We start from the raw sequence: 14,780 nt of genomic DNA, 5'->3' as shown, positions 1-14,780 counted from the left end.
TTTCCCCTTATCTTTTTATCCATTTCAAATATGCTCTTATAAATCCATCAATATTTCCATCCATAACAGATGCTACATTTCCTATTTCAAAATTAGTTCTATGGTCTTTTACCATTGTATAAGGTTGAAATACATAACTCCTAATTTGATTCCCCCAACCTATTTCAGACATTTCACCTTGCATTTTTTTTAATTCTTCCTCTTTTTTCTTCATTTCCATTTCAAAAAGTTTAGATTTTAATATTTTCATTGCTGTTTCTCTATTTTGAATTTGCGACCTCTGATTTTGACACGTAACAACTGTTTTTGTTGGTAAATGTGTTATTCTAACCGCTGAATCTGTCATATTTACATGTTGTCCACCAGCACCACTAGCTCTATAGGTATCTATTCTTAAATCTTGACTATTAATAACAATCTCTATATTATCATCTACTTCTGGCATTATATCTACTGATGCAAATGAGGTATGTCTTCTTTTATTTGAATCAAATGGTGATATTCGCACTAATCTATGTACCCCTTTTTCGCTTTTTAAATATCCATAAGAATATTCACCTTTAACTAAAAAAGTTATTGCTTTTATCCCAGCTCCATCTCCATCTAATCTATCTAAAACTTCTATTTTATATTTTTTATCATTACACCATCTGCTATACATTCTATATAACATATCTGCCCAATCACAAGCTTCTGTCCCACCTGCTCCAGAATGAATTGTTACTATTGCGTTATTTATATCATAATCTCCTGATAGTAATATCTTAGTATCATACTCATCCATATTTTTTACTAATTTATTATATTTTTCTTCTAATTCTTCTTCAAAATCTGTTTCTCCACTTTCTACAAAGTCTATTAAAACTTCTAATTCTTCAACTTCACTTTCAATATTTTCAAATTCTGATATTTTCTCTTTTAATATATTTAATTCTTTTATTATTTTTTCTGATTCTCTTTTATCATTCCAAAATCCATCTTCAACTGTTATTTTTTCTAATTTCTTTATCTCTTCTTTTTTGTTAGCAAGGTCAAAGATGCCTCCTCATCTCTTCTAATTTCTCTTTCATTTTTTCATAATCTCTTTTTATTTCTAAAATATCCATAAATCCTCCTGATTTAAATTCATTTTTTTCTTGTCTATTTTCCATTATACTCATATTATATCATAACTATTTATAAAAACAAAGAGCATTTTATATATAAAGAATACTCAAAAAATCAATAGTTCGAAATTTTTGTAGGAAAAACAATTTCAGCACAAAGAAAGGAGAACTCAAAGTTACACAAAGAAAAAAATTATTTAAAAACATAAGATTAACGCTTTATATGGAAAAACATAAATCTTTTTCTGAAAAATTTATACTTTCCTACTAATTAAATAAATAAAAAAATGTTTTCTTAGTGTGTCTTAGCGTTCTTGGTGTCTTTGTGCTGAACGAATTAATCTAGCACTTTTCTATATTACCAGTTCCTCTTAACTTGAGAACATCCGCCTTTATCCCGTGGTTAAAACACTCTTTTTTCTTTTTTAATTTTATTTTTTTTACCAATTTTTTATACAACTATCTCAAAAACTTCCTTCCCTTTAACCATAACTTTATCCTTAATATACTTTTTCCCCTTATTAAAGCTATAAAATATCATATACCCTTTATCTAAATTTTGTGATTCTAAATATCCGCACAACTGCTCTCTTCCCTCTTGTTCATACTTACCACCACGCCATATCTTCAACTCTATTACATATTTTTTCATATTATATGTCACTACTATATCCATTCTGTTTGACTCTCTTGTTTCTGATTCCACAAAATAAAATCCTGTTCCATTTATTATTGGTTTCAAAAATGCTAAAAATAGTAGTCGACCTTCTCTTTCCACAAATTTTTCATCTATTTTTCTATATTCTGCTTTCATTAATTCTTGAAATTTACTCAATACCAATTCCATATCTAAATTACCATTATCATCTATAAATTTTGTTCTAAATTCATAAGTTAAAACTGCCCCTTTTTCTCTTTCTCGTTTCGCTATAATATGATTATAAAGTAATATCTCAAATATTTTATTATCTATCTCAACTTTTCTATTTTTTTCTCTTATTATTCCATACATTTTTCCTATTGATACCATTGTATCTGTATGTACATAATCAACTTTATCATTCCCTAATATAACTTTTTCTATAAATTTATAAAATTCTCTATTATTTTCTATATTTTTTATTATATCATCAAACAGTGTATTAGGAGTTTCCAATGTTATTTTTATAGCTTCTTCCAACCCTTTTTCACTAAAATTTCTATCTAGTTTTTCATCCATTACTTTGCATAATTTACTTACTAAAAACGGATAACCAGTTGTATACATATATATCTTTTCTGACATATTTTTTATATCCATTCCTGTTTTTACATCTGCTTCATATTCTCTTAACATCGTTGCTATCTCCTGAGGATTAAAGCACATATCTACGTCAAAATCTACCGCTATATTCCACGGACTATTTAATGTTCTATTCTCATCTGGTCGTAACTTTAATTTTAAATTTTTTACATCATGTACTCCTGCTAAAATCACACTATGAAATGTATAATCTTGCTTTTTTATTGCTGATAAATATTTTTCTCGTAACATTCCTATAAAATTTAAAAACAGTTGATTATTACTACTTTTATCCACTTCATCTATCATTAATATCACTTTTTTATCTGTTTTTAATACAAAATCAGTTATAATATCGCTTAAATCATCCATCGTTTTCATTTGAGTTTTTTCAATATCAATTACTAAATTTTCAAATTTTTTTATTTTTAACATTTTATTTATTTTTCTTATTAAAGATTTACCTAAAATCTCTGAATTTTCAAAATTTTCATCTCCAAGACCTTCAAAACTTATTGATATCATTAAATACTCTTTACTCTTTTTTAATCTTTCTTCCAACAAATATATTGTTGTTGTTTTCCCATATTGTCTAGGCCTATTTATTGTAAAATATTTTCTTTTTTCTATTAATTTTATTATTTGATTTAATTTAGATGTTGTATCTACCATATAATGCTCTTCTGGAATACAAGTTCCTATTATATTAAATTCTTTCATTTTTGCCCCCATTAACTTTTATTATTTAGGCAAATACAGAATCTGCCCCTATAAAATCTTTTATTTATCTTTTATCCGCCTTTATCCCAATGTCATAAAGCTAAGAATTTTATAAAAACTCTACTCCTCCCTTGTTGTCGGTTTCTCTTATCTAAGAGAAACCTATAGCGTGGATATTTGGCTTTTTTAATTTTATCTTTTCATTATCAATTTCCCATTATTAATTTTCAATTATCCCCTCATATCATTTGACTTGCATCCATTAAAAATGGAATAATTTGTTTTTTCCTAGATACCACTCCATCTAACCAAGCTTCATCCTCAACTAGCTCAATATTAAATCCTTTAGTAACTAACTCTTTTGCTTTTCCTAAAGCTACAATCTTTGAACCGTTTCTTATTATATCTGTTATCATAAATAAAAACATATCATAATTTTTTTCTAATATTTCATCATTTATAACTTTTTTTAATTCATCTCTCTTTTCTAAAACTCCTTCTACATCAACACTATTTACCTGTGCTACAGCAACATTAAATTTTCCCATTGAAAACTCTTTTTTATCTATATTTATAATTTCAGATGGTGTAATATCTCCTAAAGAAGTTCCTGCTATTAACATTTTCATTCCATAACTTTCAATATCTATATCTGCTATTTTTGCTAATTCTTTTGCATAATTAATATCTTTTTGGGTACAAGTAGGCGACTTAAAAATAAGTGTATCTGATAATATTGCGCTTAACATAAGCCCTGCCATCTTTTTACTTGGAATGATTTTAGCTTCTTTATATAGTCCATATATAACTGTAGATGTTGCTCCTACTGGTTCTGCTCTTATCATTAAAGGCTCTATAGTTTCAAAATTTCCAAATTTATGATGATCTACTATTTCTAATATTTTAGCTGTTTCAATCCCATCTATTGACTGTGGCGCTTCATTATGATCTACTAAAATAACTTCATTCTTTTCAATATTCATAATATGTTTCAAACGAATTGTTGAAACTACTTTTCCATTTTCATCTACTACAGGAAAATTATTTTGTTCGCTATTATCTATAATTTCTTCTACATCATCAATATAATCATTTGTGTAAAAATGTATAAATTTACTATCAGATAATATTGATTTTATTGGTACTGATTCAGATATTCTTTTAAATACTTTAAAAATTCCATTATTCACTCTAACAATAGGAATTTTCACATTACAATCTGGAATAACATCTGTTTCATCTACACATATTATTATTAATTCTGCACCTGCTTTTTCAGCATTATTTATATTTTTCGATAATAATGTTGTAATAACAATATCTCCTTTTTTAATTTTTGATAATTCAGATACACCTCTAAGATTTCCTCTTATTATCCCTTTTGGATAAATTCCATTAACAAGTGAAGCTTCTTTTCCTAGAGCTTGCCATAAATTTTCAAAAGTTGTTTCATAATTTTTAAAAATATCAATAGCTCCCATTTCCAAATATGCATCTGCAATTTCAGAAATATGAAGCATACTTTTTAATCTATTTTCACTATCTACAACAGCCAAACTAGAGTAATTTTTTTCTGTCATTAATTTAATTACTTTTCTCAATGAATCTTCTTCTCTTATTACATCCTTCACACCTTTTCTCAAATCTTTTAATTGTGGTTTTATTGTTTCTATTAATTCAGGTGTTTCTACTCCGAAATAATTTAATATAAATTCTGTTTCTTTATTTATTTTTCCTAATCTAACCGGCTTTGTATCAAGTCCCAATTTTTCTTTTAAATTTGCATATACTATTGCAGAACAAATAGAATCGCTGTCCGGATTTTTATGACCTACCACTAAAATTTTCTCTTTCATTCTATCCTCCATATAATGTATTTATTTTTTAAAAATAATAAAAATAAGAGCTCTAAACTTTTCAGCAAAACTCTTATTTTTTAAATTTTTCAAATTTATTTTATAATTTTTTATTTGTTTTTTTATTCTATCTCTTCAATTATATTGTTTTTCACTTCAAAACTTTCATCTATATTATTTATAAAGTCTTTATATATTGTACTTTGTAGATTTATCTTTGAATAATCATAGTTATAATATTTTCCTATCTCTATATTTTTCAATACTTCTGAACTATTACTCAATATAAGATATTTATTTTTATAAACATCTATATATCTATCTATTTGTAAAATTGGAATATGAATTTCATACCCATATTCATTTTTTAAAAGTTTTAATTTTTTATCATAAAAAAATACTTTTTCATATTCTTTTCTCAATAGTTCAATTGAATTATCAAAATTTTCTTTAGGTAATAATAAAATATAAAAATCTTTGCCTTTTTCTATATATACTGCTAATTTTATATTAGTATTCAGATAATTTAACAACTCTTTTGAAACTGTATAATTCATTATTTTAAAATCATCATTTAATAATGATGTAACACCTTGAATATTTTTTCCAATATAAATTCTATCTACATCGCCACTAATTAAATCAGCTAAATTAATATTATCTTCTTCTTTTTCACTAAGATTATCTACTAAATATCTTTTTATTCTTTTCTCTCCATTAATTTCACTATATTTTTTTATTACATATCCATTTTTTTCAATAGGTTTACTTTGCAATAAATAATATTTATATTTATATTCTTTATTATAATTAAGCAAATTAACAAAATTTTTATCTTTTCTTAATGTGTGTTTTTCTTTTTTCAAATTATCTAACATTTCAAAATATAAAGCTATATCATTACTTATATATAAATTTCCAGAATCATATGAATATATAAATTGATTATCCCCTAAAATATAATATGTAGTCATTCCGCTAATTATATCTCTTTCAAAAAATTTATTATTATAAAATTTTGTACCTACAAAATCTGCAGTTTCAATCTTTTTATAAATAAAAAATTTCTTTTCATCCTTTCTTTTATGAAAAGATATTGCATAATTACTTTCAAATAATTTTGTTATATCCAAATCATAAAAGCTTTTATATTTCATCAAAACATCCTGATATTCTTTAATAGTATCATCTTTTAAATCCAATATATTTTCATTATTCCCTTCATAATAAAATATTGCATCATCCAAAATAATATTTGTTCCCAAATTTTCTGCAAAAATAAATGACCCCATTATTAAAAACATAAAAATAACAATTTTTTTATACATATTTCTCTCCTTACAATCTATATTATATTAAGAGTGGCACACGAATCTCCTGTTTATATTATATCATTTAATTTTTGTTTTTACAATCTCTATTCACAAGAAGATAGTATAAAATTTTTATAGAATTCCATCCAAAATAACTATCTTTCAATTTTTATTCATCAGTATTCACCCAATAGTTTTAAATAATTTTTTTCTTTGGAACGTTTAAAAAATAATGTTCTCATATTTTGTTATAAAAACGCTTAAAACATTGCGTATTTTAAAGCAAAATGGGAATGTTATTTTTAAGCCATTCCTTTGTGTAACTTTGAGTTCTCCTTTCTTTGTGCTGAAATTATCTTTCTTACAAAACCTTTACACTATTCACAAGAAATTATAGCAGTTGATATGGCATTACTCTTATTATGAGATATTGTTACCATAATATTATAACCTAAATATTTTTCTTTTAATTTACCATACAAATTAACATACGGTTTCCCTAATTCATCATTTAATATCTCTATATCTGTTAATTTAAATCCTCTTATCCCTGTTCCAAAAGCTTTTGATATTGCTTCTTTTGCTGCAAATCTGCCAGCCAACACTTCATATTTTCTATTACTATTAGCATACTCAATCTCTTTTTCTGTATAAACTCTTTTTTCTAATTTACTGTTTTTTTCTATAGCTTCTTGTATTCTATATATCTCAATTATATCATTTCCTATTCCAAGTATTTTCATTTTACACCTTCTTATAAATATCTATATTCACATCTATTGTTATTTCTAAATTATCTAAACTGTAAAGTCTGTCTATCCCCTCTTTTGGACTTTTCCATTTATATGGAGTCATCTCAAATAGCTCTTTTATCTCTAAATTTGTCTTTAATTTTTCTTTATAAAAATAGTTTATAGAATCTATTTTTTTAAATTTGTCTAGCATATCTCTATCAGGATTATATACATCATATTTTACATTTTCATACACAACTTCTTTTATCTCTTTTAAATGATTTATACCTGAATGAACTGTTATTACTATACCATTATTTTTTAATATTCTATAATATTCATTCGGAAAAAGTTTAGTAAAAATAGATGTAACTATTTCTACACTCTCACTTTTTATAGGTATATCTTTCCCTGAAGCAACAATAAATTTTAACTTTTTATATTTTTTAGCAGCTTCTAATATTGCAAATTTAGAAATATCTATCCCAATAACATCTTTTAATTCAAAAGATGATGTATAATATCCTTCTCCACATCCACAATCTAATAAACTATTAAAATTATATAAATCTCTGTATTTATATAATACTTTTTTTATCTTTTCTTTTAAATTATTATAAAGCCCTATTTCTAAAAATGCTCTTCTATTTTTCACCATCTCTTTATTATCACCAGGATTTTTTTCTCCTCTTTTAGTATGAAGATTTATATATCCTTGTTTTGCAAAATCAAATGAATGTCCATTAATACAACTCATTTTATTATTCTCTTTTTTTAACTCTTCCTTACATACAGGACATATTATCTGCACTTTTACACCTCTATTTCAAATGCTTTTTTTGTGTTTTTATTTGTTATATCTTTTACTTCTTCATATTTCATATTTTTTAAATCTGCAACTTCTCTTGCTACATACTCTACAAATATTGGTTCATTTCTTTTCCCTCTATATGGAGTTGGAGTTAAATAAGGCGAATCTGTCTCTACCATTATTCTTTCTATTGGCAATTCTCTAACCATCTCTTTTACATTTTTGGCATTTTTAAATGTTACTGGTCCGCTTATAGAAAAATAAAATCTATCCATTAATTTTTTAGCAAATTCATAACTTCCAGAGTAACTATGCATTATTCCTCTAGCTTCTTTATATTCGTTTAATATATCAAATGTATCTCCATAAGCATCTCTACAATGAATTAATATTGGTTTATCTAATTTTATTGCTAATTCTATCTGTTTTCTAAAAACATCTTTTTGCAAATCTCTTGGAGCTCCCTCTCTATAATAATCAAGTCCTATTTCTCCTATTGCCAAAACTTTTGGATTTTCAGCAAGTTTTATTAATTTTTTTTCAACTTCATCAGAATATTCTTTTGCTTCATTTGGATGAATCCCTATTGCAGAATAGATAAAATCATATTTTTTAGCTAGTTCTACACTTTCTAAAGAAGTTTTCATATCAAATCCAATATTTACTGCAAATTCAAGTTTTTTATTAATTCTTTCTACCACTTCATTAAAATCATCTTTAAATTCATCTAAATTTATATGGCAATGTGCATCTATAAGTTTCATTTTATTCTCCTCCTATTATTATCCAATATCTTACATTTTTCCTTTTATACCTAACTCAACATTGCTAACTTAATTGAATTGAATTCAAATCGAAAAAAATCTAATTGCTCTTTTACAAATTTATTCTCAAAATTTTTCTCTTGTATTTTTATAAATAATCTTATTATAGGAATTAATTTCATTACTCTGTTTCTATTTAATTTTAAATAATAATCATTTTTAATTTTTTTAAAATTAATATTTTTAGATAAAATAACTTTTTTAATGTCTGACCTAATTTTGTTATTTCCTTTTATCATAACTTGAAATCTTTCAAAATCATTTAAAATATAATTCAAATCTTCAATTATTGAATACTCCATTCTTAGCTTTTTATTTACTTCGTCTAGCAAATAATCTATATATTTTTCTTCTAAATTCATCTTTTCTCCTTTTTGTAAAGTAAAAAAACTTCAATGTTGTTCAATGTCAATTTTTTCAATGTTTCTATCACTAATTTCCATATAATAGGTTTACACCCAGTAAAAGAAGAGTCTAAGCTCATAATTTCTAACGTTCAATAACTCCAAACAAATTTAACTCATTCCTTAATAATAAACCCAACTATTATTATAATATTTCAATAATTTAGGCTCTAATAGCTTATTTACCTCTATTTTTTCATCATCTAGCTTTATATCTTTCCCCAAAGAAAAGTTTGATTTCATTACTCCATTTGTTAAATATATTGTAGGAATCTCTATTTTTTTATTAAATATTTTATTCAAATCTCTTTTTTGCATACTTCCAATATTAAACCCCCACATTCCAAAAGAAGGAACTAGAGTCTTATACGAATATACGTTAAACCCTACTTCCTTTATTGTTTTTCTTATACATATATACGCTTCTTTTGAATATATCGGGCTTGTTGATTGTGTTACAAACACTCCACTTTTTTCTAAATTTCTTTTTACCAATTTATAAAATTCAACTGTATAAAGTTTATTTAATGCAATATTATTTGGATCAGGAAAATCTATTATAATTAATCCATATTTACTCTTATTATTCTTCAAATATATATATGCATCTTCATTTATTACTTCTACCCTTTTATTTAACAATGAACTTTTATTAAAGCTTCTTAAAAGTTTATTTGTAGAAAAAAGTTTTGTCATCTGATCATCTAAATCCACTAATGTTATAGACTCTATCTTTTTATATTTTAACAGTTCTCTAACAGCCATTCCATCTCCACCACCTAGAACTAATACTCTTTTGGGAATATTGTCCAAAAAAGTAACTGGAGTGTGCACAAGGCTCTCATGATATCTATATTCATCAAATGTAGAAAATTGAGTTTGACCATCTAAATATAATCTATAATCTTTTTTAAATTTAGTTAAAATTATATTTTGATATTTTGTTTGTTCTTTAAAAACTATTTTATCTTTATATTGCATCTGTTCACTATACATTACAATCTTTTTACCAAATATAAAGGCTGATAAAATAACTAAAAAACTTAATATAAATATATTTTTTATTTTTTTAGAGTCTACTTCAATTCCTCTTTTTATTATACTTACATATACAAAAAAAGCTACTAAAAAATTAAAAAATCCTAACAAAATTGATGTATTTGTAAGCCCTAAATATGGTAAGAATAAAAATGCAAACAATATACTTCCTATTAAACTTCCAAAATAATCATAAGATAAAACCTTGCTTATATTTTCTTTCAACGCTATATTATAATGCTCATTTATCCTTGTAATTAATGGAATTTCAAGCCCGATTAATGTACCCACTATTCCTGATAACATATATATATAAAACAATTTTTCTCCGCTTATCCCCATTAAATAATAAGTAAATATTATTGAATATGCAGATATAATAGAAAGTAAAGATTCAAATAATATAAATTTATAAAATATTTCTTTTTCTATATATTTTGATATTTTTGAGCCTATTCCCATAAAAAACATTGTAATTCCTATTACTAATGAAAATTGGGTTATACTATTCCCAACAAAATATGAAGCAATGGTAGAGAGAGAATACTCTGCTACCATTCCTGTTATTCCTGTCATTAATATTGCAATTGCTAATAAATTTTCACTTTTTATTTTCATCCAAATAATACTCCTGATATCAAAAGTGCAATTCCTGTATATATAACAAACATTCCAAACCCTGCACCTATATTTTTTTGTAAATAAATTTCATCTTCTATATCTTCTTTTAATATATATTTTATTCCAAATTTAATAATCAATTTTATTATTTCATAAAAAACTAAAATCAACATAAAACTAACTACCATAGAATATAACTCTTTCAAATCATAAAAATTAACTAATTTATATAAAATTATTTGCCAACTTACAATATATCCTAAAAATGTAAGTCCAGATGCACTATTATCCTTTTCAAATAAATTTTCATATATTTTCACTTCTCTTTTTACTTCTAAAAATTTATAAGCAATAAATACTATTATATTAAATAAAAATATTAATAAAGCTCTTAATAACATAACTGAAATTTTTTCTTCAAATATAGATTCTTGCAAAAGAATATTTGTTATAACAGATGTAAAAGCAATATTAAAAAATGAAGCTGATAAATTAGATTGATTAAATATCTCATTATTCAATGTAGTTTTATCACCATATTTACTAGATATATTCAATATAATTTTATCATTTAACACTCTAACTACTGCTAAAACTGCTATTGCAACTGATAAAATAATTAATATTGTTAATAAGTCTAATATTAATGATTTTGCTTCCCCTCCTGTTACAGAATTATATGTTATTAAAAATGCTGGTAAAATAAATCCACCAAAGTAATCTACCCATACCGCTTTACTATCTTTTTCAAACAGATACTCTTTTAAACTAAATCCTTTTGTTAATGCTTTGTCATATACTATTGTTGATATAAAAAATGCAAATATTAATCCTACTAAAATATAAATTGATACATATAACATTTTATCCACCTCCATTATTTTCCGAAACCTGTTCCTCTATTTCTAAATCCTGATACGCTTCTTCTTACACTTCTTGTCCTTCTTGGTGTATAACTTCTGCTCGAATGACTGTTATTAAAAAAGAAAAAACTTGACCCTCGAGAATATCCTCCCCACGGTGAATAATATCCACCAAAAAATGGTGAAAATACCGGTCGTAAAAACAAGCTAAACACAACCATTATTACTACAAATCCAATTAAAATCTGCCCAACTCCCAAATTATATCTGACGAATAAAAATATTCCTAAAATTATAAAAAAAAGTATAAACAATTATTTCCCCTCCCTTCTTCCTTATTTTAACAACTCTATAAAAATAGTAGAACCTTCTCCATAAACAGATTCTATCCATATTTTACCACCATTTAATTCTACCATTTTTTTTGTTAATGGCATACCTATTCCTGTCCCTTGTATATGCGAACCCTCTATTCTTTCATATTCCTCAAATACAGAGTTTATATTTTCCAATTTTATTCCAATTCCAGTATCCTTAAAGCTTAACGTTACACTTTTTTCATTATCAATTCCAGATACTATAATCTTTCCATTATCTTTATTATATTTTATTGCATTACTAACAATATTATTTATAGATTGATAAATTAAATTATAATCAGCATAAGCTTCTAGCTCTTCATCTATATTTACACTATATTCTATATCTCTTATTTCCATTAGAATCTCATTATTCAGCATTATTTCTGTTACCATATCTTTTAAAACTAATATCTCTTTACTTATTTCCATTTTCCCTGCATTTAATTTATTTATATCCAAAAGGTTGTTAATTAGCTCTTTCAACCTCATACTATTATTATATACTTTATATACCATTGTTAATACTTTTGGATATATAAATTTTTTATTCATTATTATATTCTCTAGAAATCCTATTATTGAAGTAATTGGAGTCCTTATCTCATGTGATATGACCGATACACTCATATCCTTTATTTTATTCTCTTTTTCCAATTTTTCATTTTTTAACAACAGTTCATTTTCTCTAATTTTATATCTACTTATATCTGCACCTACACCATAATAATACTCATTTCCATAAAATTCAAATTTTCTTCTTTCTCCCAGCAACCAAACTAATTCTCCATTTTCTTTAACATAGGAAAACTCTTCAAGTCCATCTTTTTTATTTGCCATAAACTCCATATACCATTTAGAATTACCTTCTGGAATCATATCAAACATCATTGTTGAATTATTATAAAAATCTTCAGGAGATTTATTTAAAATATTTTTTACTCCATTATTCATATATACATATTCTCTTTCATCTTCATTATATAAATACACAACATTATTTGATAATAAATTATTTGCTTTTTCAAAAACTTCTTTTTGAGTTAGAAGTTCATCCAAAATTATTATAATCTCTTCTGAAAATTCATCTCCTGTTTTATATGCTTTTATTTTTATTTTTTTATTTTTTTTATTAAAGTTTACTATCTCAACAACATTTTCTTCTGGAAATTTTTTTAATGTATCTTCCAATAATTCCGATGATATTCCCTCTAATGCTAAATATATACTTTTATTTTTTAATTCTCTCTTACTATCTTTCCCTAATATTTTTAATGCTGAATCATTTATATAATTTATGTAATAATCATCTATTATAATTATTCCAGAATTATGATATTTTATAAGTTTTCTGATTTTTTGTTCTCTATTATAAATCTCCTTAAAAAAGCCTCTATTCAACACATAATTCAAATATTCTAAAAATTTATATAAAGAATAAAAATACATAAAAAAAGATATAAGATTAAAATAATTAAAAGATGTAACCGTATAAATAACTCCAAATAACCATGAAAATATTTTATACCACAAAATTTTTGTAAAATAATCTTTTATAGATTCATCTGACAAATAAGAATATACTAATAATAGTTCTATATAAAATATGACTATAGAAACATTACTCTCTATAAAAAATATAGTTATAAAAAAATAAAATAAATTTACTATTATTAAAATGATAAAAGATTTCAATATTTTTCTTTTATCTACTTTTTCTCTTAAAACAAATATTCCAAACATAAAAATTAGTACTTCTGTATATTTTATAATCGGGATCATATAATCTATATACATATTATTAAAATAGTACTCTTTCATGATCAATATATAAATAAACATTAAAATTCCATAAGAAATTGAAAAGAATAGATGCATAAAGTTTTTTAAAATTAAATATGAACGCAAAGATAATATCATTATTGCAGAAATTACAACTAATGAAAAAAGATTAAAATATATAAAAGAACTATATATTAAAGTTTTTGTAGAAAATATAATACTAAACAAAAATAAAACCACAAAACTAATAGATAATAATGTTATTTCTAATTTTTTGTTCATAATTTATTCACCCTTTTTCATTTATTTGAAAATTATAAGTTTATTCAGAAAATAAGCTACGCCATTTTTTAAATTTGCAATTTTTCAAAACAAAATTTTTCAGAAACCAAAAATTTGAAAAATATTTTTATTCTACCAGATGAAGCGTAGCTTATTTTTTTATTTATTCAAAAAATATAAATTTATTCAGAAAATAAGCTACGCCATTTTTTTAAATTTGCGATTTTTCAAAGCAAAATTTTTCAGAAACCAAAAATTTGAAAAATATTTTTATTTTACCAGATGAAGCGTAGCTTATTTTTTTATTAATGATATTATATCTTTTAAATTATCTCTATTTTTTAATAATTTATCCAATATATTATCCACGTCTTTTTCATTTTTTATTGTAATTTCAATTTTTAAATTGTCTCCCTCTAAATTTTGAGGATATGTTAATTTTATTTTAGAATCTTTTATCTTATTTAGATGAAATTTTAATTTTTTCATTGTTTTTTGATAAAGTGGATATTTATAATATAATAGTTCCTTCAGAAAATAGCTTCCTTTTTCTTTTTTACTTTTAACTGTATCAAATTTTATACTTTCAAAAACTTCTTTTAGATCCATCTCCTTTATATACTCCAATTCATAAAGAATCTCTATTACTTCCTTTAATTCTGAATAAGTTAAATATATATTTTCTAATATATTTTTTTTTATATATTCTTCTGAATCAAAATTATAATTATAATTTTGCATAATTTTTTCAATTTTTTCTTTCATTTTAATACCTCGTTTTTTGA

The 14,780-nt window shown here is 23.9% G+C and carries 13 protein-coding genes; all 13 read right to left on the bottom strand.

Features of this window, described 5'->3' with window-relative positions; genetic code table 11:
• Positions 1-7 precede the first annotated feature (7 nt).
• The 13 genes from prfB to RDY08_RS01680 all read right to left on the bottom strand — a co-directional run bounded on the left by prfB (position 8) and on the right by RDY08_RS01680 (position 14,760).
• A protein-coding gene (gene prfB / locus RDY08_RS01740; protein ID WP_307904706.1) for a peptide chain release factor 2 occupies positions 8-1,106 on the bottom strand; the annotation gives its coding sequence in 2 pieces (ribosomal slippage) (positions 8-1,045 and positions 1,047-1,106; 1,098 coding nt in all).
• A 451-nt stretch (positions 1,107-1,557) separates the two neighbouring features.
• Positions 1,558-3,108, bottom strand: a complete 1,551-nt coding sequence (locus RDY08_RS01735; RefSeq protein WP_307904705.1) for an AAA-like domain-containing protein — start codon at positions 3,106-3,108, stop codon at positions 1,558-1,560.
• A gap of 239 nt (positions 3,109-3,347) precedes the next feature.
• Positions 3,348-4,964, bottom strand: coding sequence for a putative manganese-dependent inorganic diphosphatase (locus tag RDY08_RS01730; protein WP_307904704.1), 1,617 nt, complete (start codon positions 4,962-4,964; stop codon positions 3,348-3,350).
• Between the two features lie 122 nt (positions 4,965-5,086).
• Complete coding sequence (locus RDY08_RS01725) at positions 5,087-6,292, bottom strand: hypothetical protein (protein ID WP_307904703.1); 1,206 nt, start codon at positions 6,290-6,292, stop codon at positions 5,087-5,089.
• Between the two features lie 362 nt (positions 6,293-6,654).
• Positions 6,655-7,020, bottom strand: coding sequence for a holo-ACP synthase (acpS, locus tag RDY08_RS01720; protein ID WP_307904702.1), 366 nt, complete (start codon positions 7,018-7,020; stop codon positions 6,655-6,657).
• A 1-nt stretch (position 7,021) separates the two neighbouring features.
• Complete coding sequence (locus tag RDY08_RS01715; RefSeq protein ID WP_307904701.1) at positions 7,022-7,822, bottom strand: putative RNA methyltransferase; 801 nt, start codon at positions 7,820-7,822, stop codon at positions 7,022-7,024.
• 2 nt (positions 7,823-7,824) lie between these two features.
• Complete coding sequence (locus tag RDY08_RS01710) at positions 7,825-8,586, bottom strand: TatD family hydrolase (protein WP_307904700.1); 762 nt, start codon at positions 8,584-8,586, stop codon at positions 7,825-7,827.
• A 50-nt stretch (positions 8,587-8,636) separates the two neighbouring features.
• Positions 8,637-9,008 carry a hypothetical protein gene (locus RDY08_RS01705; RefSeq protein ID WP_307904699.1) on the bottom strand — a complete coding sequence of 124 codons (372 nt, stop codon included), beginning with the start codon at positions 9,006-9,008 and terminating at the stop codon, positions 8,637-8,639.
• A gap of 165 nt (positions 9,009-9,173) precedes the next feature.
• Positions 9,174-10,706 (bottom strand): polyamine aminopropyltransferase, encoded by a 1,533-nt coding sequence (locus RDY08_RS01700; protein ID WP_307904698.1) that lies wholly within the window; start codon positions 10,704-10,706, stop codon positions 9,174-9,176.
• Positions 10,703-11,572, bottom strand: a complete 870-nt coding sequence (locus tag RDY08_RS01695; protein WP_307904697.1) for a DUF350 domain-containing protein — start codon at positions 11,570-11,572, stop codon at positions 10,703-10,705. Before RDY08_RS01695 ends, RDY08_RS01700 begins: the two co-directional genes overlap by 4 nt.
• 14 nt (positions 11,573-11,586) lie before the next feature.
• Complete coding sequence (locus tag RDY08_RS01690) at positions 11,587-11,886, bottom strand: hypothetical protein (RefSeq protein ID WP_307904696.1); 300 nt, start codon at positions 11,884-11,886, stop codon at positions 11,587-11,589.
• Positions 11,887-11,907: 21 nt separating this feature from the next.
• Positions 11,908-13,995 (bottom strand): sensor histidine kinase, encoded by a 2,088-nt coding sequence (locus RDY08_RS01685; protein ID WP_307904695.1) that lies wholly within the window; start codon positions 13,993-13,995, stop codon positions 11,908-11,910.
• Between the two features lie 294 nt (positions 13,996-14,289).
• Entirely contained in the window at positions 14,290-14,760 is a 471-nt protein-coding gene (locus RDY08_RS01680; protein ID WP_307904694.1) for a hypothetical protein, read from the bottom strand.
• Between the last annotated feature and the right edge of the window lie 20 nt (positions 14,761-14,780).

Origin of the sequence: Haliovirga abyssi (genome assembly GCF_030295325.1) — a bacterium.
In the GTDB taxonomy this organism is placed as follows: domain Bacteria; phylum Fusobacteriota; class Fusobacteriia; order Fusobacteriales; family Haliovirgaceae; genus Haliovirga; species Haliovirga abyssi.
This window is presented reverse-complemented; position numbering and strand designations above follow the sequence as displayed.

What these genes read in the sequence shown, in the direction of transcription:
- RDY08_RS01735 (WP_307904705.1), bottom strand. Translation starts at nt 3,108, where the DNA reads ATGAAAGAATTTAATATAATAGGAACTTGTATTCCAGAAGAGCATTAT.
- RDY08_RS01730 (WP_307904704.1), bottom strand. Translation starts at nt 4,964, where the DNA reads ATGAAAGAGAAAATTTTAGTGGTAGGTCATAAAAATCCGGACAGCGAT.
- RDY08_RS01725 (WP_307904703.1), bottom strand. Translation starts at nt 6,292, where the DNA reads ATGTATAAAAAAATTGTTATTTTTATGTTTTTAATAATGGGGTCATTT.
- acpS (WP_307904702.1), bottom strand. Translation starts at nt 7,020, where the DNA reads ATGAAAATACTTGGAATAGGAAATGATATAATTGAGATATATAGAATA.
- RDY08_RS01710 (WP_307904700.1), bottom strand. Translation starts at nt 8,586, where the DNA reads ATGAAACTTATAGATGCACATTGCCATATAAATTTAGATGAATTTAAA.
- RDY08_RS01705 (WP_307904699.1), bottom strand. Translation starts at nt 9,008, where the DNA reads ATGAATTTAGAAGAAAAATATATAGATTATTTGCTAGACGAAGTAAAT.
- RDY08_RS01700 (WP_307904698.1), bottom strand. Translation starts at nt 10,706, where the DNA reads ATGAAAATAAAAAGTGAAAATTTATTAGCAATTGCAATATTAATGACA.
- RDY08_RS01695 (WP_307904697.1), bottom strand. Translation starts at nt 11,572, where the DNA reads ATGTTATATGTATCAATTTATATTTTAGTAGGATTAATATTTGCATTT.
- RDY08_RS01685 (WP_307904695.1), bottom strand. Translation starts at nt 13,995, where the DNA reads ATGAACAAAAAATTAGAAATAACATTATTATCTATTAGTTTTGTGGTT.
- RDY08_RS01680 (WP_307904694.1), bottom strand. Translation starts at nt 14,760, where the DNA reads ATGAAAGAAAAAATTGAAAAAATTATGCAAAATTATAATTATAATTTT.